The following is a 23,982-nucleotide window of genomic DNA, read 5'->3' as shown; positions in this document are numbered from 1 at the left end:
GCAATCCTGTTTCACTCCGTAACCACCGTTGAATTGAACGGACGGGAGGGCATGCGTAGCTCACCGTCATGGAAGCGCCCCTGAAGCGGCGCGGTGGCAACGATACGGAGCAGTCTCATGCAAACGACGGTCAGGAACATCGTTCGGTTCTCCGGTATCGGCCTTCACTCGGGCCGCAGTGTTCGCCTGTCGGTTCATCCCGCCCCCCCGCATCACGGCATCTGGTTTCGCCGCACCGATATCGACGGCAACAACATGATCGCCGCCCGCCACGACGCGGTGGAACTGTCGCCCCTTTGCACGATGCTCGTGAACGAGGCCGGCGTGTCGGTCTCGACCGTGGAACACATCATGGCCGCGCTGACCGGCTGCGGCGTCCACAACGCGATCCTGGAGATCGACGGCCCCGAAGTGCCGATCCTCGACGGGTCGGCTGCCGACTTCGTGCGTGCCATCCTGCGCACCGGCACCCGTCGTCTCGACGCCCCGGTGCACGCCATCGAGGTGCTGCGCCGCGTTCATGTCGTCGACGGCCCGGCCTCCGCCATGCTGACGCCCGCCGAGGAGCTAGAGATCGACGTCTCGATCGAGTTTGCCGACACGGCCATCGGCCACCAGCACAAGGTGCTGCGTCTGTCGAACGGAACCTTCGTGCGCGAGCTCTGCGACAGCCGGACCTTCTGCCGCCGCGCCGATGTCGATGCGATGCAGGCGGCGGGCAAGGCGCTCGGCGGCTCGCTGCTGAATGCCGTCGTCGTCAATGGCGAGCGTGTGGAAAACCCCGAGGGGTTCCGTCACGACGACGAGGCGGTGCGCCACAAGATGCTCGACGCACTGGGCGACCTCGCGTTGGCCGGTGCACCGATCCTCGGACGCTACACGGGCATCCGCTCGGGTCATGCGACCACGAACCGTCTCCTGCGCGCGCTGTTCGCCGATCCGCTGGCCTATCGGATCCGCACGCTCGCGCCGTCCGAGGCACGCCTTCTGCCCGGGGCCGGGCTTGAGAAGGACGTCTTCGCGCATCTCTAGGCCTGTCCGGACCGGGGTATTGTGCCGCGCTTGCGCTTCACAGCCTCCGGCGGCTCGACTATGGTGCCGCTAGATCCGGACGGGCACGGCAGGGAAAAGAACGCATGACGGAACGGCGCGTGGCGCGGCTTGGCACATCTCTGACGACGCTCGCGACCCTCGCCTTTCTTGCGGCCTGCGGCAGCGATACGGTCGCGCTTGAGGATACGGCCCCGGACGCCATCTACCAGCAGGCGGAGCTCGCCCTCGCGGAGGGCGATCCCGAGGACGCGGCGCGCCTCTTCGGGGAGGTGGAACGGCTTTATCCCTATTCCGAATTCGCGAAGCGGGGCCTCATCATGCAGGCCTTCGCCCATCACCGGAGCCGCGATTACGAGAATGCGCGCGCCGCCGCGCAGCGCTTCATCGACTTCTATCCTGCCGACGAGGACGCGGCCTATGCGCAGTACCTCCTCGCGCTCAGCTATTACGACCAGATCGATCAGGTCGGTCGCGATCAGGGCCTGACCTTTCAGGCGCTGCAATCCTTGCGCACCGTGATCGAGCAATATCCTGACAGTGAATACGCCCGATCGAGCATCCTGAAGTTCGACCTCGCCTTCGACCATCTCGCCGCGAAGGAGATGGAGATCGGACGCTACTACCTGAAGCGGAAGCACTACCCCGCCGCCATCAATCGGTTCCGGGCCGTCGTGGAGGAGTTCCAGACCACGACCCACACGCCGGAGGCGCTGATGCGGCTGGTGGAATCGTATCTCTCCCTCGGGCTGACGGAGGAGGCGCAGACGGCCGGCGCGATCCTCGGCTACAATTTCCAGTCCTCGCCCTTTTATGACGACGCCTATCGACAGCTGACCGGCCGCGGGCTTGCGCCCGAGGCGGCGGGCAGCAACTGGCTCGTCGACGTCTACCGTCGTACCGTCCGCGGGAACTGGCTCTGAATGGCCCGATCAGGATGACGCGCGACGCGCTCTGGCGGAACGGGGCCGGGCGGATGTAGTTAACGGACATGCTCCGATCCCTCGACATCCGTGACATGCTCATCATCGACCGCCTCTCGCTCGAGTTCGGAGCCGGGCTCAACGTGCTGACCGGGGAAACGGGTGCGGGCAAGTCGATCCTTCTCGATTCGCTCGGGTTCGTCCTGGGCTGGCGCGGGCGCGCGGAGCTCGTGCGGCAGGGGGCGGCGCAGGGCGAGGTCACGGCGGCGTTCGACCTGCCGGCGGACCATGCCGCGCAGGCGGTTCTGGACGAGCACGGGATCGCGGCGCAGGATGGCGAGCTGCTTCTTCGTCGGGTCAACACGCCGGACGGGCGCAAGACCGCGTGGGTTAACGGCACACGGGTCACGGGGGAGGTGCTGCGGGCCCTGTCCGACACGCTGCTGGAACTGCACGGGCAGCACGACGACCGGGGCCTGCTCGACGTGAACGGACACCGCACGCTGCTCGACGCCTTTGCCGGCGCGGACCTCTCGGCGGTGCGTCAGGCATGGACCCGTCTCGCAGCGGCCCGGAAGGCGTTGCGCGATGCGGAAGCCAAGCGCGACGAAGCCCGCGCGGAGGAGGACTTCCTGCGCCACGCCGTCCAAGAGCTCGAGCTTCTCGATCCGAAGCCGAAGGAGGAGGAGGAGCTCGACACGCGGCGGCGCCTCATGCAGGGGGCCGAGCGAATTCGCGACGACGTGGCCAAGGCGCTGCAGGCGATCGGACCGCAGGGCGCGGAGGGCATGATGATGGACGCGACCCGCTGGCTCGACGGGGCCGCCGACGGGGCGGGGGAGGCTTTGGGCGGCGCGCTCGACGCGCTGAACCGCGCGATGATCGAGCTGGGCGAGGCGCAGGCGGGCGTCGAGACTTGCCTCGACGCGCTGTCCTTCGATCCCTCCGAGCTGGAGGTCACGGAGGAGCGGCTCTTCGCGATCCGGGCACTGGCGCGGAAGCACGGGGTCTTCGCTGACGATCTCCCGGCGCTCGCGATCGAGCTGCGCGGACGGCTCGATCTGCTCGATGCCTCCACGGGCGGGCTGGCCAGGCTGGCGGAGGCGGCGAAGGTCTCCGGGACGGAATACGACGCGGCCGCGGCCGAGCTGTCGAGCCTGCGTCGGGCGGCGGCGACGCGGCTCGACGCGGCGATGCAGGCGGAGCTCGCGCCGCTGCGCATGGACCGCGCGACCTTCACGACCCGGGTCGCCAATGCCGCGCCCGGACCAGACGGTGCCGACGCGGTGGCCTTCGAGGTGGCGACCAATCCCGGCGCGCCCTCCGGCCCGCTCGACAAGATCGCCTCGGGGGGGGAGCTGAGTCGGTTCCTGCTGGCCCTCAAGGTGTGCCTGACGGGCGGCGACCGGTCGCGCACGCTGATCTTCGACGAGATCGACCGCGGCGTCGGCGGGGCGACCGCGGATGCCGTCGGGCGCCGGCTCAAGGCGCTGGCCGATGGCGGGCAGGTGCTGGTCGTGACCCACTCGCCGCAGGTCGCGGCGCTTGGCGCGCATCACTGGCGGGTGGAAAAGCGCGTCGCGAACGATGCGACGTTGTCCACCGTCACGCCGGTGGCGGCGGCCGACCGTATCGACGAGATCGCCCGGATGCTGGCCGGCGACAGCATCACGGATGCGGCGCGCGGCGCGGCACGCGCCCTGCTCGACGCCGCAGCGTAGAGCAGGCTTCCCCAAGCGGGCGGAGGGTTCCGACGGCTGGACGAACACCGGTACAGTAACGTCAGGTCTGAGCACGGGCAGCAGCCTCTGCCGATCGGGGGTGGTCGCCGCAGGCATGGAACGCCACTGACGCGTTCGACGCGGCGGCAGCGGACCATCCGCCCCCGATAAACCCTATTCGTCCGGTGCCGCCTTTGCCCGACCGAGGGCCACGAGCAGGCAGCGTTCGAGGTCGCGTCGTTCGGCGGGCGTAAGGAAGGCGCCGATCTCGACCTCGCGAGAGCCGCCGGCGAGGGTGAGGTAATCCTCGATCTGCCCCACCTTCTTGTGGCGATCGACCCGTATCCAGTAGGGATTCGCCTCCCAGTCGCGGCGTCGCCCGTCGGGCTCGACGCGGACGAGGCGGGCGCTGTCGCGCGTCATCGCGAAGGTCTCATGGATGTCGCGGTCGCGCCAGTTGCGGTGGATCGACCACCAGAGCCCCCCGACCGAGATCATCGCGAACGGCAGGATGGCGAGGAAAACGACCGTTCCGAGCAAGCCGATCAGCGGGATGCAGGCCATACCGAACGCGATCCCGATCACCCACACGAAACCTGTCCCGGTAAGCGACTGGTGGGGCCAGAGTTCCACCTCGAACGCAAAGGCCCCGGCAGATGCCGGGGCCCCCTCGATGTTCTTGGTGACCCGGAACGGCATCAGTGATGCGGATGCCGGTCCCACATCTCGCGCGTGGGCAACGTCTCGAACGTATGCTCCGGCGGCGGGTTCGGCAGGATCCATTCCAGCGTGTCGGCGTGCTCGCCCCAATAGGCGGGGGTCCGGACGCGCTGACCGGCGAAGATCGTGTAGAAGACCACGCCGATGAAGAACAGGAACGACGCGAAGCTCAGGAACGCACCCCAGGAGGAGACATAGTTCCAAAGCGCGAAGGCGTCCGGGTAGTCGATGTAGCGCCGCGGCATGCCCTGACGCCCAAGGAAATGCTGCGGGAAGAAGGTCAGGTTGGCGCCGATGAAGAACGCCCAGAAATGCACCTTGCCGGCCCATTCAGGGTATTGCCGCCCCGACATCTTGCCGATCCAGTAGTAGATCCCGGCGAAGATGCCGAACACGGCGCCGAGCGACATCACGTAGTGGAAGTGCGCCACGACATAGTAGGTGTCGTGATAGGCGCGGTCAATTCCGGCCTGGCTCAGCACGATGCCGGTGACGCCGCCCACGGTGAACAGGAAGATGAACCCGATCGCGAAGAGCATCGGCGTCTTGAACTCGATCGAGCCGCCCCACATCGTCGCGATCCAGGAGAAGATCTTCACCCCCGTCGGCACCGCGATGATCATCGTGGCGACCATGAAGTAGCTCTGCTGCGTCAGCGACATGCCCACCGTATACATATGGTGCGCCCAGACGACGAAGCCGAGCGCGCCGATCGCCACCATCGCGTAGACCATCGGCAGGTAGCCGAAGATCGGCTTCTTGGAGAAGGTCGCGACCACGTGGCTGACGATGCCGAAGGCCGGAAGCACGACGATGTAGACCTCCGGGTGTCCGAAGAACCACAGGATGTGCTGGTAGAGCACCGGATCGCCGCCGCCCGCCGGGTCGAAGAAGGTCGTTCCGAAGTTGCGGTCGGTCAGCAGCATGGTGATCGCGCCGGCCAGCACGGGCAGCGCCAGCAGGATGAGCCAGGCGGTCACGAAGATCGACCAGGCGAACAGCGGCACCTTGTGCAGCGTCATGCCCGGCGCGCGCATGTTGAGGAAGGTCGTGATGATGTTGATCGCGCCCAGAATCGAGGAGGCGCCGGAGACGTGGACCGCGAAGATCGCGATATCCGTCGACAGGCCCTGCTCGGTCGTCGAGAGCGGCGGATACAGCACCCAGCCGATGCCGGAGCCGAGCTGGCCGTTGCCGCCGGGCACGAAGACCGAGGTGACGGCGAGCGAGGTGCCGGCCACGAAGAGCCAGAAGCTGAGGTTGTTCAGACGCGGAAACGCCATGTCGGGCGCGCCGATATGCAGCGGCATGAAGTAGTTGCCGAAACCGCCGAAGAGCGCCGGAATGACCACGAAGAACATCATCAGGATGCCGTGGCCGGTGATCATCACGTTCCACAGATGCCCGTTCGGGGTGCACTCGCCGGCCGCCGCCGCGGTGATCCGCGCTCCTTCCATGCACATGTACTGGACGCCGGGGTCCATCAGCTCGAGCCGCATGTAGACGGTGAAGGCGACCGAGATGAATCCCGCCAGTCCAGAGACGAGCAGGTAGAGGATCCCGATATCCTTGTGGTTCGTGGACATGAACCAGCGCGTGAAGAAGCCGGGCTTCCCGTGCGCCTCGTGTCCCGTATGTGCGGCGTCGGCCATGCGGTCGCTCCCCGTGAACGTGAAATGCGAATCCCGCGCCGGGGCGTCACCCCGAAGCGTTCGTGCCGCGTTCTAGCAATCGCGTCGCGCGGCGGCAACGGCACAAGAGGTCGCGTCGGCCGGGAACGTTGCCGCGACGGCAGGCGTCACCGGCGACACGGGGCCAAAGCGCGCGATTCGGCAGGGATACGGATGCCGAACAGAAGCGCGGCGTTCAGGACGGAGAATACCAGCGCGACCCAGAACAGGCCGAGCACGAGCGGCGCGACCGCGATCTCGGCGACGACGACCGCGTAGTTCGGATGGGGGATCAGGCGGAACGGCCCGTGCATGACAACGGGTTCCGGCAGGACGATGATCCGCGTCGTCCAGCGCTCGCCCAGCGTCGTCAGAACCCAGCCGCGCAGCACCTGAAGCACGACGAAGGCGGCGAGCCAGCCCGGATGGACAGGTTTGTCCCAGCCGAACCAGGCCATCGCGGCGAGCCATGTCGCGTGCAGCGCGACGATGGCGGGATAGTGTTTCGCCCCGTGCTCGACCGCGCCGCGCGCGAGGAGCCGCGCCGTGTTGCGCCGCGCGATCCATAGCTCCCCCAGCCGCTGTGCAACGAGGAAGACGAGAAAGGCTGTTGCGCCGCTCACACCGTCCTCACGCGGCGATCTCGAGGGGCACGTAGGAGGCGGTGAAGCCGGGGCCGAGCGCGCACATCAGCATCCGTCCGCGCCGGCCCGCCTTGCGGGCGGCGTCGAGGACGAAGAGCACGGTCGGCGCGCTCATGTTGCCATGCTCGCGCAGAACGTCGCGCTCGAGGTCGAGCGCGCCCTGTTCGATGCCAAGCGCGGTTTCCAGCGCGACGATCACCTTGGCGCCGCCGGGATGGCAGAGCATGCGGTCGAACTCCGCGCGGCTGCGGCCCATTGCGGCAAGCGCGTCCTCCGTCGCCTCGGCCATGTGGCGGGTGGCGAAATCCGGGATCGAGCGGTCGAACACGACGCCCAGACCGGAATCGTCGACATCCCAGCCCATGATCCCGAGCGTATCCGGCCAGATATGCTGCACCCCCGGCGTGCAGGTCACCGTGCCCGCGCCATCCGTCGAAAGGCAGGCGGCGGCGGCCCCGTCGCCGAAGAGGATCGTGGCGATGATGTCGGACTTCTCCAGCCGGTCGGTGCGGAACGACGGCGTGCAGGCTTCCACGACGACGAGCAAAACCTTCGCCCCCGGCCGCCCGCGCGCGAGCTGCGCCGCGATGGAAAGCCCGCTCGCGCCGCCCGCGCAGCCGAGGCCGAAGACCGGCACCCGCATCACGTCCTGCCGGAACCCCATCTCGCGCCAGTTCACCGCCTCCAGCGTGGGCGTGGCGACGCCAGTGGAGGAAACGGTGACCACCACGTCCACCTCGTCCCCGCGCCACCCGGACTCGGCCAGCGCGCCACAAGCGGCGTCGCGGAACATCGCGACCGCGCCGGCGTGCCAGATCGCGTTGCGCTCGGCCCAGCCATGCGTGCCGGCGTCGAACCATTCGAGCGGGGCGACCGAGCGGCGACGTTCGATCCCGGCCTGCACGAAGGAGGAGATCATGCGCGCGAATTGGGGGTATCGCGGACCCAGGATCGCCTCGGCCCGTGCCTGAACCAGATCCTGCGGCAGATCGTGCGGCGCGAGCGCGGTGGCGAGCCCGTGTATCGTGACGTCCATGCGCTTCCCCCTCCGTGGCCGGCAAGCCCCGGCCTCGCGCAGCACATGGCGCGCGGCCGGGACGCGTCAATTCGCCGTGCCGTCAGGCAAAGTGCCGCAGGAAGGTTCGCTTCAGCGCGTCGTCGAGATCGCTCATCGTCACCGGCAGTCCCAGATCCACGAGCGACGTGACCCCGTGCCCGGAGATGCCACAGGGCACGATGCCGTCGAAATGCCGCAGATCGGGCTCCACGTTGATCGACAGGCCGTGGAAGCTCACCCATTTCGTCAGGCGGATGCCGATGGCGGCGATCTTGTCCTCGCGCGGAGTGCCGTCGGGCAGGGGGGGCTTCCCCGGCCGCTCGATCCAGACGCCGACACGGCCCGGGCGGATCACGCCGCGGAGCCCGAACTCGGCCAGCGCGTCGATCACCCAGACTTCGAGCGTCTGCACGAACGCGCGCACGTCGCGGCCGCGCGCGGCGACATCGAGCATGGTGTAGACCACACGCTGGCCGGGGCCGTGATAGGTGTATTGCCCGCCACGCCGGGCCTCGAAAACGGGAAAGCGGCCGGGATCGCGCAGATCGTCGATGCGGGCCGACGTGCCGGCCGTGTAAAGCGGGGGATGCTCCAGGAGCCAGATCGCCTCGTTCGCCGTTCCGGCCCGGATGGCGGCGACGCGGGCCTCCATCTCCGCGATGGCGTGCGCGTAGGGCACGAGCTTGTCGGACAGGATCCAGTCAGGCTGCATCGGCGGACTCCGGGGGCGAAACCTTCCCGCCCGGTAACTATTCGTTAGGCGGAAGGCCGAATCGGTGGCATTCTTTCGCCCGTTACCTGGAGGGACGAGTTCATGTTTACAAATCGCTTTGTCGCGGCTGCCACCGCGATCACCCTTTGCCTCCCCGCGCCGATGGCCGTTGCCGGCGCCGACGATATCGCCGGGGGCATTATCGGCGGAATCATCGGGGGCGCCATCGCCAATCAGGCGCAGCGGCCACGCACGGTCTATCGGACGACCACGCTCCGCCGCTCCACGCCGTCCGTGAGTTCGGCGCAGCGCCAGCAGAACAGCGAGGTGCAGACCGCGCTCAACTATTTCGGCTTCGATGCGGGCGGTGCGGACGGTGTTCTGGGCGCGCGATCGCGGTCCGCCGTTTCCGCCATGCAGGCGTTTCTGGCGCTTCCCGCGGACGGCACGCTCACCGAGTTCGAGCGCAGCGTCCTGACGGCCGCCCATAGCCGCGCGATCTCCGGCAATCCCGACACGCTGCGGCTGATCTCGACCTCGCCGCTCGGCGCGCGGGCGGCCCTGAAGGCGCAATACGCGCTGATGACCGGCGCGCCTGTCGCGGCCGAGCCGAAGGAGCGCGTGGTCGGTTATCCGGGCCTGCCGCTCGAAGTGAGCCGCGCGGTGGACGAGATCGCGGCCTCCTCCGATCCATCGCCCGAGCAATTGCTGCAGCGCGCGGGCTTCGTGCAGCTCGCCGATCTGAACGGCGACGGCAACAACGACTTCATTCTCGACACGTCCTATTCGGGATCGTCGTTCTGGTGCTCGGCGCAGCAATGCAAGGCGCTCGTCTTCGTCTCCACGCCGTCGGGCTATGCGCGCAACGATCTGCTCGCGCATTCGCCGACCCCGGCGAGCTTCGAGTGCTACGGCGACGGATGCCGGTTGGCGGACGAGCCGGGCACGACCCTGGCTGCCGCGCCCGAGGCGCCCGAACTGCCGGGGCTGCCCGACACCCGGCTGGCCGCCGCACCGGCGCTGCCTTCCTTCGCCGCGCCCGTGCTGGTGGCCAATTCGCTGGCCAGCCATTGCGGCAAGGTGAACCTGCTGACGGCGCAGCGCGGCGGCTTCGTCCTCGCCTCGGCGGGCGGCGACGCGCCGGTGGCTCTGGCCGAGCAGTTCTGCCTTGCCCGGAACTTCGCGGTCGACACGGGCGAACAGATGGTCGCGGCGATGCCGGGAACGACGATGGAGATGGTGCAGGCGCAATGCGCGAGCTTCGGCCCCGCCATGTCCGCTCAGATCGCCGGCCTGTCGGCGAAGCCGCAGGCGGCGGTGATGGAATCGGTCGACGCCTTCGCCGGCTCCACCGGAATGACCCCCGATCAGTTGCGCACAACCGCCAGGCTTTGCCTCTCGGCGGGCTATGCCAGCGACAACATGGATGTCGCGCTCGGCTCGGCGCTGCTTCTCGTCTCGATGGGCTCGGCCCCGCATGCGGAGCTTCTGGGCCACCACCTGCAGGACGGGTTCGGCACCGCGGAGCGGCCCGACCTCGCGCGGGACTGGTACGCCACGGCGACCGACGCTCTCGAGGGCGGGGCGGCGCCGGTCTTCGCGCCGAACCAGCCGAACCGGACGGAGTTGCTCGTCTGGGCGGCCGGCCTCGGCGGGACGGAGGCGGCGGAGGCCACGACGCCGATCCCGGCGACGCTGCCCGCGTTCCCCGTGCCCGCGGCGGACTGACCGGCAGTACGATTCGAAAGGCCCGCCCGACCCGGCGGGCCTTTTTTGCTTCGGAGGGGCGCGGACCCCCTTGCCGCGGCCCCGCGCCGCCGCTATCCCCCCGCCAGTCCGGTTGGCCTTGGCGGTCGTGGCGGAATTGGTAGACGCGCAGCGTTGAGGTCGCTGTGGGGTAACACCCGTGGAAGTTCGAGTCTTCTCGACCGCACCAATCGGACTTGACGCAACGCCGCCCCGAACGGGGCGGCGTTTCGCGTTCCAAAACACCTGGCACCGATCCGTCGGATTGTCCTCGTTCGCCCCGACCAGGCCCCATTCGGGTCGGACCGGGGCCGCGGCCGGGGGGCATGAGAACGGCATCACGTGTTCTTTGCGGGGTGTCGACCGTGGCCCGTTCTCTCTGCGATCTCGACGGCAACGACAAGGTCGCCTGCATCATCGTCGCGGGGATCGATCGGGGGGTGCGCCTCGCGTTTTCCGGCGGCGACGATGCGCCGATCACGGCCCCGAGTACGTTCCTTCTGGATGCCCGCGACGACGCGGCCTTGCCCGAGCCCATCCGCGCCTTCGCGGAGGAACAGGACGAAGCGTTGAACCTGTTCCGCGCGGTCGATTTCGGCGCGGGTTTCGACACGCGCGACGCTTCACCCTCCGTCGGACCGCAGGCCCAAACCCCTGACGACGAGACGTTCGACGAGGTTTACCCGGGAACGGCCGACGAGTTCATCTTCTGATCTCAGGCGTTCGAAGTTTCGCGGCCGGCGAAGCAGCGAATTGAAGCACCGAGGCCAAGTGCGCCGAGCAGAAGCCAGAGCGCCGGCGGCAAGGGGACGACGGGCAGCGATCCGTCAGGGTCGTCGGAGCCGGGCGTCGGCTCGACCTGCGCTTCCGGACGCCCGGTCCGGGAGAAGATCGGTAACGGCGGCGCGGCCGCATCCGATTCGCGGCCCGAACCGTTCGGGGAGGTCTCGACGCCTGCCGGGACCACGAGCACTGCCGAACGGAACACGAAGGGCGCCCAGAAGCTCAGTCCGTCATCGCCGTCGAAGGACGCGTCGCGGATGTCCTCGATGCCATGCGCTTCCCAGGCGCCGCCGGTCTCGGCCACGCAGCGATCCGCGTAGCGTGCGACGTAGCGACCCCATTCGGGCCCGTCGGGCATCCGGCCCATAAGCATCGCCAGTTCCTCGCCGGAGATCTGGCGCTTGCAGGGTTCGGGCAGGCAGGTCTGCGGCAGTACCACGCCCTTGCTCTCGGCCCGGTAGGCCATCTCCAGCAGGATCTCGGGGATGCAGGTATAGCCGAGCTCGTCGCGCGTGGTCAGCGCGTCCAGCGTGACGGCCGGGGCGGCGGCGGGGGCGAGGGCCAGCGCGACGGCACCCGCCAGCGCGATGCGGTTCGAGCTATCGTGATCCATTCGGGTCTCATCGTCCTTCGCACGACGGCGCGGGGCCGCCACATGACCTCTGTTCGCGCCCGGTTCCTGACACGAGAGGGGCGAAGAAAGGGTTTCGCCGGATGACCCGTTTCGTTCCGATCTGATGAAAACAATACGAAAGATGACGCCGACGGACTGTCATAGGCGCAGGGTCGCCCGGTCCCCCCTAGGAGGAAGGTCTCGGACGGCAGGCTGGCCCGGTCAGGCCGCGCGCGGCCCCCGAAGGCGGCCGGCCGGGCGCGTCTCGGTCAGCTTGATCTCGCCATGACGCTCGGAACCGAGGCGCAGGGTCGCGTCGCGCAGCATCTCGATCCCCGCCGCGGCATCCTTCGGCAGCGTGCCTCCGTCGAGCGGCCGGCCAAAGGTGATATGATACGGCTGCACGTCCTTGTTCAGCGTCTCGTGGAACAGCGTGATGTCGCGAAGCGTCGGGTGGATCGCGTCGAAGGCATAGAACATCGCCGAGTTCCGCGCCCGGATATGCACGGGAATGACCGGCAGATCGAACTTGCGCGCGATCATCGCGGCCGAGGCCATCCAGGGTCGTTCGTGCAGACGCAATCCCCGGCGCTTCGCCAGCCGCCCGGCCGGGAAGATCACGCCGATCCGCCCCTTCTCGAAGGCGGCGCGGGTCAACGCCATCGTTTCCCGCGTCTTGGTCACGGTGCGCAACTCGGGGCGCCATTCGACGGGAACGATCAGGTCCGCGAATTGCGGCAGGACCCGGATGATGTCGCTGTTGGCGTAGATGAACGCGTCTGTCCGGCGCCGGACGAGCAGGTCCTGGAGGATGATTCCGTCGGCGATGCCTGTCGGGTGGTTGGCCACGACGAGGGCCGAGCCGTGCTGCGGGATGTGTTCGAGGCCGGTCGCCGTCACCCTCCGCGCGATGCGGCGGGCGAGGTCGGCCATGATTCTGTCGACGGGCAGATCGACGTAATGCGTCCCGATCTCGACGGTCCGCTCGTAGGCCAGCAGACGGTCGAGCACGACGCGCGCCGCCCGCGCGGCGACCGAGCCCCGAGCCAGCCAGGGCGCCCGTTCGGCGATCATCGGGTCAAGGCGGTCACGCATGGCAGGTCCGTACCGGTCAAGGATGTCAGGCCGGTGACGGCCCGGATGGTCTGAGCGGAAATATAGTCAGCCAGCGAACAAATCCACGCCAAATTAACGACTGGCGCGGAACGGTACGAACCCGCCGCCTCATCCCAGCATCCGGTCCACCATCTCCGACAGGTCGCGGCTGAGGCGACCGGTCGCGGCGATGCGTTCGAGCTCGCCGCGCATCAACGCCTGACGGTCGGCGTCATAGCGGGTCCAGCCGTCGAAGGCCTGGGACATGCGGGCGGAGAGCTGCGGGTTGGCGGCGTCCACGCGAAGGAGCCATGTCGCCAGGAAAGCGTAGCCCGACCCGTCCGCGGCGTGGAAGCCCGCGGGGTTGCCGCCGGTCAGCCCGCCGATCACGGAGCGCAGGCGGTTCGGATTGCGCGCGTCGAAGTCGGGATGGGTCGTGAGCCGCTCGGCCGTGCCGACCGCGTCGCGAGGCGCGGCATGGGCGACCTGCGCCATGAACCACTTGTCCATCACGAGGCGGTCGTGACGCCAATCCGCCTCGAATCGACCGGCCACGCTCTCGTCGCCTGCCTCGAGCAGGCAGACAAAGGCCGACATGCGGTCGGTCATGTTGTCGGCGGCGTCGTAAGCGGCCCGCGCCGCCTCGCCGCGGTCAAGATAGGTCTGCAGGCGCAGAAGCGCCGCGCCGAGCGCGCGTCGTCCGGCATCCTCCGCGCGTGGATCGTAGGGGCCCGGCACGGCCGCCGCGTCGCGGAGCGGGGCGAGTTCGCCCGCCAGCCGCTCGGCGATCGCCATCTGCGCGGCACGGCGGACGGTGTAGATCCGATCCGGGTCCGGCGCGTAGCCTGCGCTGTGGAGCGAGCCGGCAAGGTCGTCCTCGGAGGGCAGGGAAAGAGTCAGGGCGCGAAAGGCCGGCTCGGCCTCGGCATCGGTCGTCACCGCCGCGACCGCGTCGAGCCAGGCCGCGTCGAACCCCCCGTCCTCGGTAAGGGCCCGCATCAGCCGGTCCTTGGCGAGCGCGCGCCCGGCCTCCCAGCGGGTAAAGGGCGCGGTGTCGTGCGCAAGAAGCGTCAGCCGGTCGGCGTCGGACTGCTCGAACTCGAGGATCACCGGGGCGGAGAAGCCGCGCAGCATCGACAGGACCGGCCGCTCGGAAAGCTCGAACGTCATGGTGGCCTGCGCCTCGCGAAGCTCGAAGACCTCCGTTTCCCGGATCTCCGCACCCGTCCGGTCGAGGAGGCCGAAGGCCAGGGGAATATGCATCGGCGCCTTGTCGGTCTGGCCCGGCGTGTCGGGGACGACCTGCTTCAGGTCGACGCGGAAGGTGCCGTTCTCGAACCGTTCCTCGACGGTGACGCGGGGCGTGCCGGCCTGGCTGTACCAGAGCTTGAACTGCGAAAGGTCGCGGTCGCAGGCCTCCTCGAAGCAGCCGAGCCAGTCCTCGATCGTGCAGGCCTCGCCGTCGTGACGGCGGAAATAGAGCGCGACGCCCGCGGCATAGCCCTCGTCGCCCACGAGGCGCTTGAGCATGCCGATCACCTCGGCGCCCTTCTCGTAGACGGTGGCCGTGTAGAAGTTGTTGATCTCCACGAAGCTCTCGGGCCGGACGGGATGGGCGAGGGGGCCGGCATCCTCGCGGAACTGGCGCGCGCGCAGGTTCATCACGTCGCCGATGCGCTGCACCGCGAAGCCGCGCGCATCCTGGCTGAACTGCTGGTCGCGGAACACCGTCAGCCCTTCCTTCAGGCAAAGCTGGAACCAGTCGCGGCAGGTGATGCGGTTGCCGGTCCAGTTGTGGAAGTATTCGTGCGCCACGATGCGCTCGATATTGGCGTAGTCGGAATCGGTCGCCGTTTCCGGCGAGGCCAGAACGTAACGCGAATTGAAGATGTTGAGCCCCTTGTTCTCCATCGCGCCCATGTTGAAGTCGTCCACGGCGACGATGTTGAAGACCGACAGGTCATAGGCCCGCCCGTACACGCGCTCGTCCCAGGCCATCGAGCGCTTGAGGCTGTCCATCGCGTAGGACGTCCGCCCCTCGTCGCCCGGCCGCACCCAGACGTTGAGCGCGACCTCGCGGCCGTCCATGGTCGCGAACCGGTCGGAAGTCGCGACGAGGTTCCCGGCGACCAGTGCGAAGAGGTAGGTGGGCTTCGGCCAGGGGTCGCGCCAGCTTCCGGGCTGGACCTCGTCGCCGTTGGACAGCAGAATCGGAAGCTCTGCCTCGATCTCGACGTCGTAGGTCGCCATCACGTCGGGCCGGTCCAGCATCCACGTGATGCGGCGGAACCCCTCCGCCTCGCATTGCGTGCAATACATCCCGCCCGACATGTAGAGGCCGGACAGCGACGTGTTCCGCTCCGGCGCGATCTGCACCTCCGTCTCCAGAAGGAAGCTGTCGGGCATGTCGCTCAGGATCATGCGGTCGCCCTCGATCCGCATGCGGGCCTCCGGGTCGACCCCGTCCACCGTGACGGAAAGCGTTTCCAGCCCTTCGCCGTCGAGCACCATGTCGCCGGGACCCCGCCGTTCGCAGGAAAGCCGCGCCTGCACCCGCGTGGCCAGCGGGTCGAGGCGGAAATGCAGGTCGACATGCGTCACGGTCACGGGAACCGGGGCGTAATCCTTCAGGTGGACACGGTCGTTCTGGGCGGGGGCGTCGTCGCGCATCGTGGTCTCCTTGGTGCGGGCCGGACGCTAGGTCCGGGGCGGGTCGGTGGCCACCCCTGTTCGCGCGACCCCGCGCGGCTAGATGGCGTCGGGTACGTGCAGGAGGGCGTCATGGCCAAGATGGTGCGGAAGGGCGATCTGCCAACCAGGGTCTGCGCCCGCTGCGGACGGCCCTTCGCGTGGCGGCGCAAATGGGCGAAGGACTGGGACGCGGTCCGCTACTGCTCCCGCCGGTGCCGCGAGGGGGCGGCGGACTCCCGCTAGGCCCGGGCGTCGCGGGTCTGCGCGATCTGGTTGCCCGTGCCGTCCCCAGCGGCTAGCGTCCCGCGAACACAAGCGGGGACGCATCATGTCGCGTATCGAGAAATCATCCCTGAGCGTCGCGCCCGAGCTCGCGACCTTTATCGAGACCGAGGCGTTGCCGGGCACGGGGATCGATGCCGACACGTTCTGGACCGGCTTCGCCGAGCTGGCGTCCGACCTCGCGCCCCGCAACGCGGAGCTGCTCGCCACGCGCGACGCCATGCAGGAGCGTGTCGACGCCTGGCACCGCGAGCGCAAGGGACAGGCGCTCGACCCCGCCGAGTACCGCGCCTTTCTACAGGAGATCGGCTACCTCGTCCCCGAGGGCGGCGACTTCACGATCGGCACCGCCGATACCGACCCCGAGATCGCGGCGATGCCCGGCCCGCAGCTCGTGGTGCCGATCACAAATGCCCGCTACGCGCTCAACGCGGCGAACGCGCGCTGGGGCAATCTCTACGACGCGCTCTACGGCACCGATGCCATCGGCGACCTGCCCGGGGGCGGGGGCTACGATCCGGCACGGGGCGAACGCGTCATCGCCTGGGGCAAGGCGTTTCTAGACCGAGCGGTCCCGCTCGCGCACGGATCCTGGGGCGACGTGAAGGGTCTCGACCTGACCGACGGGCACCTCACCGCCGAAAGCGGGGAGGCGCGGTTCTGGACGGAAGGGCGGCCGGGTGGGCATGAGCTGGCCGATCCCGACGCCTATCGCGGCTGGGTCCGGGACGGCGAGACGATCCGCGTCCTTTTGCGCAACAACGGCCTCGGCATCGTGCTGGTCCTCGCGCGGGACGGGGCGATCGGCAAGACCGACCCGATGGGCCTCGACGCGATCCATCTGGAAAGCGCGGTCTCCGCGATCATGGATTGCGAGGATTCCGTGGCCTGCGTGGATGCGGAGGACAAGGTGCTGGCCTACCGCAATTGGCTGGGCCTGATGCGCGGGGACCTGACCGAGGACGTGACCAAGGACGGCCGCACCTTCACCCGCACGCTCAACCCCGACATGGAGTTCAACGCACCGGACGGTACCGTCCATGCCGTGAAGGGCCGTGCGCTGATGCTGGTCCGCAACGTGGGCCATCTGATGACCAATCCCGCGATCCTGATGGAAGGCGGGATGGAGATCCCCGAAGGGCTGATGGACGCCGCGATCACCACGCTGATCGCCATGCACGACCTGAAGAAGACCGGAGGCCCCCGGAACTCCGTCACCGGATCGGTTTACGTCGTGAAGCCCAAGATGCATGGCCCCGAGGAGGTCGCCTTCGCCGACCGGATTTTCACGCGCGTCGAGCGGCTCCTGGGACTGCCGGCCAACACGGTGAAGCTCGGCATCATGGACGAGGAGCGGCGGACCTCGGCGAACCTCAAGGAATGCATTCGCGCCGCCAAGGACCGGGTCGCCTTCATCAACACGGGCTTCCTCGACCGCACCGGCGACGAGATCCACACGTCGATGGAAGCCGGGCCGATGCTGCCCAAGGGTGAGATGAAGACGACGTCCTGGATCAAGGCCTACGAGGATCGTAACGTCGATATCGGCCTCGCCTGCGGGTTGAAGGGTCGTGCGCAGATCGGCAAGGGAATGTGGGCGATGCCCGACCGGATGGCCGACATGCTGGCGCAGAAGTCGGGCCACCCCGAGGCCGGCGCGACCTGCGCCTGGGTGCCGTCGCCCACGGCGGCAACGCTGCATGCGACGCATTACCACGAAATGGACGTGATGACGCGGCAGGACGAGCTCGCGCGCGGCGGGCCGCGGGGCACGCTCGACGACCTGCTGACGATCCCGCTCATGCACGGCCGCAACCTTTCCGACGCGGAGCTCGACGCGGAAATCGAGAACAACGCGCAGGGCATCCTGGGCTACGTCGTCCGCTGGATCGACGCGGGGGTCGGCTGTTCCAAGGTGCCCGACATCAACGACGTGGGTCTGATGGAGGACCGCGCGACCTGCCGCATCTCCAGCCAGGCGCTGGCGAACTGGCTGCATCACGGCGTCGTCGCGCGCGAACGGGTGGAAGCGGCGATGCGGAAGATGGCCGCAAAGGTCGATGCGCAGAACGAGGGAACGCCCGGCTACCGCCCGATGGCGCCGGAGTTCGATGGCGTGGCCTACCGCGCGGCGCAGGATCTGGTCTTCGAGGGACGGGTGCAGCCGTCGGGCTACACCGAGCCGGTCCTGCACCGGCGGCGGCTCGAGCTGAAGGCGCAATAGCGCCCCGGCTCACCGTCGGACGGATCCCGGATACAAGGAAGAGACATATGAACGAAATCAATCTTCGTCGCGCGCGGCAGGTCATCAAGGGCACCTTCGACAAGGGCGCCGAGATGTCGCTGAAGCCGCTCACAGTCGTGGTGCTCGACGCCGGCGGCCACGTAAAGGCGTTCGAGCGGCAGGACGGCGCCGCTCCGGGACGGTTCCAGGTCGCCTTCGGCAAGGCCTACGGCGCGGTCATGCTCGGCATGGCGGGCCGGGCGCAGATGGAGCGGGCGGAGAGCCAGGCCTACTTCATGGCGGCGATGAACGGCGCCTTCGACGGGCGCGTGGTCCCGGTTCCCGGCGGCATCCTCGTACGCGACAACAAGGGCGCCGTGATCGGCGCGATCGGCGTGACGGGCGACACCTCCGACAACGATGCGGAGGCGGGGCTCGCCGGGCTCGAGAAGGCGGGACTCGTCGGCGAGGCCTAAGCCCTTCGTGCGGTGGTGCCGTCGGACCTGTGCCCGACGCAACCTTTCGTGACCGTGGCATGACGACTAATGTAGGACCAACAGGAGGGTCTTCATGCGTCCGATCGTCGGCATCATCTCGAACTACATCCTGATCAACGACCAGTACCCCGCCCATGCGAACGGGACCATGAACACCGAAGCGGTGGCGAAGGTCTCGGATTGCATGGCGGTCTGCTTTCCGGCCGATCCGGCGGTCTCGCATGTCGAGGAGTTGCTGGAGACCTTCGACGGCTTCCTGTTCACCGGCGGCCGGCCCAACGTCCACCCCGAGGAATACGGTCATCCCGAGACGGAGGCGCACGGCGCGTTCGACCGCGACCGGGACCGCGTCGCGCTGCCGCTTATCCGCGCGGCCGTGGCGCGGGGGCAGCCGGTCCTGGGCCTGTGCCGCGGGTTTCAGGAGGTCGCGGTGGCCTTCGGCTCGACGCTGCACCCCGAGATCCGGGAACTGCCGGGCCGCGACAACCACCGGATGCCCCCCGACGGAACGATCGAGGAGAAGTTCGCGCTGCGCCACGAGGTGACCTTCACCGTCGGCGGGCCCTTCGCGCGGCTCATGGGGTCGGCCAGGGTGATGACGAACACGCTGCACGGACAGGGGATCGACGAGCCGGGGCCGCGCGTCGTCATCGACGGCCGCGCGCCCGACGGCACGCCCGAGGCCATCGACATCGCGGACGCGCCGGGCTTCGCCCTCGCGGTGCAATGGCACCCTGAATGGAACGCCGCGCTCGATCCGGTTTCCCGTCCGCTCTTCGAGGCGTTCGGCGATGCCTGCCGCGCCTGGCGCGCCGGTCGTCAGGCGCCCCTGCGCAAGACGGCCTGAGGCGGCGCGATTGACGCTTGCAGCCCGTTCGGCGTGCCGACATGAAACGGCGCTCCGCTATGGCGTCGGGCTGCCCGGCGTGTCCCGGAGCCGAACAGGGCTTCGAGGCGTCGGACGTCTCCCGTTGGCCTCATCCGTACTGCTCCAGCATTTGCAGCAGGTCCGCATGGGTGTTGGCCTCCGCCACCGGCTTGTCGTCGCGCCAGCGCAGCATGCGCGGGAAGCGGAGGGCGACGCCGGACTTGTGGCGGGTGGATTTCTGGATACCCTCGAAGCCGATCTCGAAGACATGCTCCGGCGGCACCTGCCGCACCGGGCCGAACCGCGCCAGCGTGTTGCGTCGGACCCAGTGGGTGATGCGGCGGAACTCGGCATCCGTCAGGCCGGAATAGGCCTTGGTGAAGGGGACGAGCTCTTCGCCCTTCCAGACGGCGAAGGTGAAGTCGGTATACAGGTTCGCCCGCCGTCCGTGACCCGCCTGCGCATAGACCATCACCGCGTCGATGGTTAGCGGGTCGAGCTTCCACTTCCACCAGTCGCCTTTCTTGCGGCCCACATGATAGGGCGCGGTCTTGCGCTTCAGCATCAGCCCCTCGGCCTGTGCCGCCCGCGCCGTCTCCCGGATCGGGGCGAGCGTGTCCCAAGCGGCGAAGTCCACGACAGGGGAAAGCGCCACAGGCGCCTCGGGCGGCAGAGCGGCGATGAGCGCCACGAACCGCGCGCGCCGCTCCGCGAAGGGCAGGGCGCGGAGGTCGGCGCCATCCTCTTCCAGAAGGTCGTAAGTGCGCAGGATGACCGGCGCCTCCGCCAACACCTTCCTCGACACGGTCTTGCGGCCGATCCGGGTCTGCAAGGCCGAGAAACCCATCGGCCGCCGCGTCTCCGCGTCCCAGGCCAGGATCTCGCCGTCGAGCACGGTCCCGTCCGGCAGGAAGTCGGCCGCGCGCGCGAATTCCGGGAAGCGGTCGGTCATCAACTCTTCCCCGCGGCTCCAGAGGTGGTGCTGCCCGCCGCGCAGGATGAGCTGGCCACGGATGCCGTCCCATTTCCATTCGGCGATCCAGTCCTCCGCCGGTCCCAGCTCCGCCGGGCCGCCCTCCAACCCGTAGGCGAGACAGAACGGGTAGGGGCGGCTCAGATCGGCCTCGGGATCGGGCGCGGTGATGAGCGCGGCATAGCTTGTCGTCTCGGGCGTCCAGTTTCCCATCAGGCGGTGGGCGAGCTCGGCCTCCTCGACCCCCGTGGCCCTCGACAGCGCGCGGGTCATCAGCTTCTGGCTGACCCCGACACGGAAGCCGCCGGTGATGAGCTTGTTGAAGACGAAGCGCTCCGCGCCGTCGAGCTCGGTCCAGGACCGGAGGATCCAGGCCTTCCGATCGGGCTCCGGCTGCGCGGCAAGGGCGCGGATGTCGGCGATCCACTCGGACAGGCTCCGGTCCGGCGCGGCCTCCGCGTCGGGCAGGACGAGGTGGATCGTCTCCGCGAGGTCGCCCACGACGTCGTAGCTCGCCTGGAAGAGCCACATCGGCAGCCCCGCCACTTCCGCCGCCCATTCCGACAGGCGCGTCGCGTTCACCGTCCGTTTCGGCCGCCGCCCCGACAGGAGCGCGATGGTCCAGAGACGGTCGGCATCCGGCGCCTCCTCGAAATAGGCGGTCAGCGCGGCGGTCTTGGCCAGCGTCCTGGTCGTCCGGTCGAGCGCGGTGAAGAGGTCGGCGAAGCGTTTCATGCCGCATCCGCCCCGCGCAGATGCGCGGCGATCCGGTGAAGCGCGCGGTCGGCCGCGGCGGAACGCCCGGCGAAAAGGTGGTAGTCGTGCGGCACGTCCGGCTCGACATGCACCGTGACCGGCACCCCGTCCTCGCGCATGCGCGCCGCCAGGCGATGCCCGTCCACCTCGAGGAACTCGCCGCGGCTCAGCTCGATCAGCGTGCGCGGCGCCCCCCGATAATGGCCGAAGAGCGGCGAGACGCGTGGAGCGTTCGGATCGGCCGTGCCGACATAGGCGCGCTGGAACCGCCGCAGGGCGGGACCGGAAAAGACCATCTCGGAATGGTCGTGGACCTCGCGCACGGGGATCAGGTTCGCGCCCGGCGAGATCAGGGTGAGGCTTTGCGGCGCGGCGTCGGGCAGAAGATCCTGCAGGGCCGCGAGCGCGAGCGTCGCCCCGGCGCTGTCGCCCAACAGGTGATAGGGCCTCGGGACGGCGCGGAGCGCGGCGAGGCAATCGTCGGGCGCGGCGGGAAAGGGATGCTCGGGGGCGAGCCGGTAATCCGGCACCCAGACTTCCAGCCCCGCGCTCGCGGCGAAGCGGTCGGTCAGGCCCGCGTGGCTTTCGGGCGAACCCATCACGAAGCCCCCGCCGTGGAGCCAGACCGCCCGGCCCGTCGCGCCGTCGGGGATCGCCACGCGGCAGCGGATGCCGCCCGCCTCCCGCCATTCGATCCGCAGCGCAACGCGCGCGCGCAGGAGCCGGTTGGCGATCTCGAAGATCCGTCGTTGGAGCCGGAAGGGCAGGGCCAGTGCGAAGAACGGCCGCTCTACCCAGGGCGCGGTGACGCGGCGCATCCGGTCGAAGCGGGCGCCGGAGATCACACCTCCGCTTCCTCGGTCTCGAGCAATTCGTCGCCGTATTCGGTCGAAACGATCTGCGCGTCGTAGCCCTGCTCCTCCAGCCATTGCCGGAACACGGCCGTGTAGCCGTGGGTGGCGAAGACGCGCTCCGCCCCGGTCTCGCGCACGGCCATGTTGAGCCCGGCCCAGTCGGCGTGGTCGCTGACGACGAAGCCCCGGTCGGCCGCCCGCCGCCGCCGCACCCCGCGCAGCGCCATCCAACCCGAGGCGATCGCGGTGGAGACGGGACCGAACCGCCGGAGCCACGGCCCGGCGAGCGCCGACGGCGGCGCCACGACCAGCGCGCCGGGATGCGCCTTCAGGTCGGTCTCGGGCGTCATCCGGATCGTGTCGGGCAGCGCCACGCCCTGCCGGCGGAGGACGGCGTTGGTGTTCTCGACCGCGCCGTGGGTCAGGATCGGGCCAATCGAGGCATCGACCATGGTCATGACCCGCTGCGCCTTGCCGAGCGCATAGGCGCCGATCGCCGAATGCCGCCCGGTCGCCCGGTTGGCCCGCCACCAATCGTCGATCTGCGCCGCGAGCTCGGCGTCGGTCAGCCAATCGAAGACCGGCAGGCCGAAGGTGCATTCGGTGATGAAGGCGTCGCAGCGCACCGGCTCCCACGGCTCGCTCAGCCCGTCCGGCGTGGTCTTGTAATCGCCGGAGACGACCCAGACCTCGCCCCGGTGCTCGATCCGGATCTGGGCGCTCCCGGGGACGTGCCCGGCCGGGTGGAAGCTCACGCGGACGCCGTGGATGTCGCGCACTTCGCCATAGGCCACGCCCTCGAGGTCGATCTCGCCCAGACGGTGCCGCATCACCGGCGCGGCCGCGTGCGTGGCGAGGTAGTGCCGGTGTCCCTCATAGGCGTGGTCGGCATGCCCGTGCGTGACCAGGGCCCGGTCCACCGGCCGCCAGGGATCGATGTGGAAGCGGCCGGCGGGGCAGTAGATGCCTTCGTCGCGAAATTCGAGAACCATGAGCCCCTATCTAGGGCCCGGCCGACGCGGGGACCAGCGACCCCCGCATTCGGCGCGATCAGTCCCCCGTCAGGAACGTGATCTCGCCGGCGTCCTCCAGTCGGCGGATCGCCGCCACGAGCTCGGATCGGGCCGCCTCGGATTCGTCCGCCGGGATCGTGCCGGCCTCGGCGATCTGGTCGCGGAACTGATCGGCCAGACGGCTGGAGATCGTTCCGAGGATGAAGGTCCCGACCTCGCGCATCTCGTCGGACAGCCCGGAAAGCGCCTTGACCACCACCAGCGCGTCGACCTCCTTGAGGATCTTCGGCATGCTGCGGGACTCGATCCGTTCCGGGATGTTCTCGAAGCTGAAGACGGCCTTGCGCACCCGCGCCGCGAAGGCGGCGTCGCTCGCGTCGAGGCTTTCGAGCACCGCGTTGCGGACCCGCGACGTCGCGACGTTGAGGATGCCGGCCACACGGAGCACCGAATCCGTCTCGAAGGCCGGGGCGACGCGGCTGGCGTTCTCGCGGCCGAGCGCCATGCCGATCCGGCCCACGGCGCCGGGGGTCACGTCCTCGGTCCGTGCGAAGGCGGCGGCCACGGCTTCGGCGCGCTCGGGAGGAAGTTCCGCCATGAGTTCCGCGGCCCGTGCCGAGGGCAGCTTCGACATCACGATCGCGCAGACCTCGTCGGATTCGCCCTCCGCGAAGGCAAGGAGCGACGGCACGTCGAGCTCCCCGATCACCGCCCAGGGTCCGTTGCCCGCGGGTGCGTCCGGTCCGATCTCCGCGGCGAGGGACTCGACCACATCGAAGGAAAGGTGCCCGCCGATCGTCTCGACCACGGCGGCAAGGTCGCGGGGGAAGTGCAGGCCGATGCTGTCGAGCTCGGCGGCGAATTCCTGCACGACCTCGGCCAGCGTTTCGCGGTCCACGAAGCGCAGTCGGGCCATCTCGCGGACGATGGCGCGCTGCTGCTCCGGCGGCAGTTCCCGGAGGCCGGAATCGACGCCGCCCGAAATCAGCAGATGGACGAGAACGGCCGCCTTCTGGCGCTTGGTCAGCCGCGGCCGGGCGTCGAGCGAGGGAAAGGCGAAGTCGGACAAGGCGCGGATCCCGTAGGGTGT

The 23,982-nt window shown here is 69.0% G+C and carries 21 protein-coding genes and 1 tRNA gene; 10 read left to right on the top strand and 12 right to left on the bottom strand.

All coding sequences use genetic code 11. From position 1 onward, the window contains the following. Positions 1-117 precede the first annotated feature (117 nt). From lpxC to recN, 3 genes are all read left to right on the top strand, one after another. Positions 118-1,032: a UDP-3-O-acyl-N-acetylglucosamine deacetylase gene (gene lpxC / locus Q1B08_RS08435; RefSeq protein ID WP_299817103.1), complete on the top strand. Its 915-nt coding sequence runs from the start codon at positions 118-120 to the stop codon at positions 1,030-1,032. A gap of 104 nt (positions 1,033-1,136) precedes the next feature. Continuing rightward, positions 1,137-1,973 (top strand): outer membrane protein assembly factor BamD, encoded by an 837-nt coding sequence (locus tag Q1B08_RS08430; protein ID WP_299817101.1) that lies wholly within the window; start codon positions 1,137-1,139, stop codon positions 1,971-1,973. A gap of 68 nt (positions 1,974-2,041) precedes the next feature. Next, positions 2,042-3,694, top strand: coding sequence for a DNA repair protein RecN (gene recN / locus Q1B08_RS08425; protein ID WP_299817099.1), 1,653 nt, complete (start codon positions 2,042-2,044; stop codon positions 3,692-3,694). 174 nt (positions 3,695-3,868) lie between these two features. Here the strand turns inward: recN and Q1B08_RS08420 are convergent, their stop codons facing one another. From Q1B08_RS08420 to lipB, 5 genes are all read right to left on the bottom strand, one after another. Further along, positions 3,869-4,393, bottom strand: a complete 525-nt coding sequence (locus tag Q1B08_RS08420; RefSeq protein ID WP_299817097.1) for a DUF2244 domain-containing protein — start codon at positions 4,391-4,393, stop codon at positions 3,869-3,871. Continuing rightward, a complete protein-coding gene (locus Q1B08_RS08415; RefSeq protein WP_299817096.1) occupies positions 4,393-6,066 on the bottom strand; it encodes a cytochrome c oxidase subunit 1 in 1,674 nt (557 codons plus the stop codon). The genes Q1B08_RS08420 and Q1B08_RS08415 overlap by 1 nt, the downstream gene beginning before the upstream one ends. Positions 6,067-6,212: 146 nt before the next feature. Then, the gene (locus Q1B08_RS08410; protein ID WP_299817094.1) at positions 6,213-6,707 is read right to left on the bottom strand and encodes an isoprenylcysteine carboxylmethyltransferase family protein; all 495 of its coding nucleotides are present in this window, start codon (positions 6,705-6,707) and stop codon (positions 6,213-6,215) included. Positions 6,708-6,714: 7 nt separating this feature from the next. After that, positions 6,715-7,764 (bottom strand): type III polyketide synthase, encoded by a 1,050-nt coding sequence (locus tag Q1B08_RS08405; protein WP_299817092.1) that lies wholly within the window; start codon positions 7,762-7,764, stop codon positions 6,715-6,717. An 82-nt stretch (positions 7,765-7,846) separates the two neighbouring features. After that, positions 7,847-8,497, bottom strand: coding sequence for a lipoyl(octanoyl) transferase LipB (gene lipB / locus Q1B08_RS08400; protein ID WP_299817090.1), 651 nt, complete (start codon positions 8,495-8,497; stop codon positions 7,847-7,849). A gap of 102 nt (positions 8,498-8,599) precedes the next feature. Here lipB and Q1B08_RS08395 point away from each other — a divergent pair, with 102 nt between their 5' ends. The 3 genes from Q1B08_RS08395 (at position 8,600) to Q1B08_RS08385 (ending at position 10,956) form a co-directional block, all read left to right on the top strand. Beyond that, a complete protein-coding gene (locus Q1B08_RS08395) occupies positions 8,600-10,225 on the top strand; it encodes a peptidoglycan-binding domain-containing protein (RefSeq protein WP_299817088.1) in 1,626 nt (541 codons plus the stop codon). A gap of 121 nt (positions 10,226-10,346) precedes the next feature. Beyond that, positions 10,347-10,433 (top strand) — tRNA-Leu (locus Q1B08_RS08390). A 175-nt stretch (positions 10,434-10,608) separates the two neighbouring features. Beyond that, positions 10,609-10,956 (top strand): hypothetical protein, encoded by a 348-nt coding sequence (locus Q1B08_RS08385; protein WP_299817087.1) that lies wholly within the window; start codon positions 10,609-10,611, stop codon positions 10,954-10,956. Between the two features lie 2 nt (positions 10,957-10,958). On the opposite strand, the gene Q1B08_RS08380 is transcribed toward Q1B08_RS08385, so the two are convergent. The 3 genes from Q1B08_RS08380 to pepN form a co-directional block, all read right to left on the bottom strand. Next, a complete protein-coding gene (locus Q1B08_RS08380; protein ID WP_299817085.1) occupies positions 10,959-11,639 on the bottom strand; it encodes a hypothetical protein in 681 nt (226 codons plus the stop codon). Positions 11,640-11,861: 222 nt separating this feature from the next. Further along, positions 11,862-12,734, bottom strand: coding sequence for a 1-acyl-sn-glycerol-3-phosphate acyltransferase (locus Q1B08_RS08375; protein ID WP_299817083.1), 873 nt, complete (start codon positions 12,732-12,734; stop codon positions 11,862-11,864). 129 nt (positions 12,735-12,863) lie between these two features. After that, on the bottom strand, positions 12,864-15,404 hold the full coding sequence (gene pepN / locus Q1B08_RS08370) for an aminopeptidase N (protein ID WP_299817081.1): 2,541 nt from the start codon (positions 15,402-15,404) through the stop codon (positions 12,864-12,866). A gap of 111 nt (positions 15,405-15,515) precedes the next feature. Here pepN and Q1B08_RS08365 point away from each other — a divergent pair, with 111 nt between their 5' ends. From Q1B08_RS08365 to Q1B08_RS08350, 4 genes are all read left to right on the top strand, one after another. After that, a complete protein-coding gene (locus Q1B08_RS08365; protein WP_299817079.1) occupies positions 15,516-15,668 on the top strand; it encodes a DUF2256 domain-containing protein in 153 nt (50 codons plus the stop codon). Positions 15,669-15,753: 85 nt separating this feature from the next. Next, on the top strand, positions 15,754-17,931 hold the full coding sequence (locus Q1B08_RS08360; protein WP_299817077.1) for a malate synthase G: 2,178 nt from the start codon (positions 15,754-15,756) through the stop codon (positions 17,929-17,931). Positions 17,932-17,978: 47 nt separating this feature from the next. Beyond that, on the top strand, positions 17,979-18,407 hold the full coding sequence (locus Q1B08_RS08355; protein WP_299817075.1) for a heme-binding protein: 429 nt from the start codon (positions 17,979-17,981) through the stop codon (positions 18,405-18,407). 94 nt (positions 18,408-18,501) lie between these two features. Next, positions 18,502-19,275 carry a gamma-glutamyl-gamma-aminobutyrate hydrolase family protein gene (locus Q1B08_RS08350; protein ID WP_299817073.1) on the top strand — a complete coding sequence of 258 codons (774 nt, stop codon included), beginning with the start codon at positions 18,502-18,504 and terminating at the stop codon, positions 19,273-19,275. 130 nt (positions 19,276-19,405) lie between these two features. Here the strand turns inward: Q1B08_RS08350 and Q1B08_RS08345 are convergent, their stop codons facing one another. Genes Q1B08_RS08345 through Q1B08_RS08330 form a run of 4 tightly spaced genes read right to left on the bottom strand, consistent with a single transcriptional unit; the run spans position 19,406 to position 23,961 of the window. After that, positions 19,406-21,004, bottom strand: coding sequence for an ATP-dependent DNA ligase (locus Q1B08_RS08345; protein ID WP_299817071.1), 1,599 nt, complete (start codon positions 21,002-21,004; stop codon positions 19,406-19,408). Next, a complete protein-coding gene (locus tag Q1B08_RS08340; protein WP_299817069.1) occupies positions 21,001-21,870 on the bottom strand; it encodes an alpha/beta hydrolase fold domain-containing protein in 870 nt (289 codons plus the stop codon). The genes Q1B08_RS08345 and Q1B08_RS08340 overlap by 4 nt, the downstream gene beginning before the upstream one ends. After that, the gene (locus Q1B08_RS08335) at positions 21,867-22,871 is read right to left on the bottom strand and encodes a ligase-associated DNA damage response exonuclease (RefSeq protein WP_299817067.1); all 1,005 of its coding nucleotides are present in this window, start codon (positions 22,869-22,871) and stop codon (positions 21,867-21,869) included. The genes Q1B08_RS08340 and Q1B08_RS08335 overlap by 4 nt, the downstream gene beginning before the upstream one ends. Before the next feature lie 58 nt (positions 22,872-22,929). Continuing rightward, positions 22,930-23,961, bottom strand: coding sequence for a FliG C-terminal domain-containing protein (locus Q1B08_RS08330; RefSeq protein ID WP_299817065.1), 1,032 nt, complete (start codon positions 23,959-23,961; stop codon positions 22,930-22,932). Positions 23,962-23,982: the final 21 nt, after the last annotated feature.

The sequence above is a fragment of the uncultured Jannaschia sp. genome, assembly GCF_947494025.1.
In the GTDB taxonomy this organism is placed as follows: domain Bacteria; phylum Pseudomonadota; class Alphaproteobacteria; order Rhodobacterales; family Rhodobacteraceae; genus Jannaschia.
This window is presented reverse-complemented; position numbering and strand designations above follow the sequence as displayed.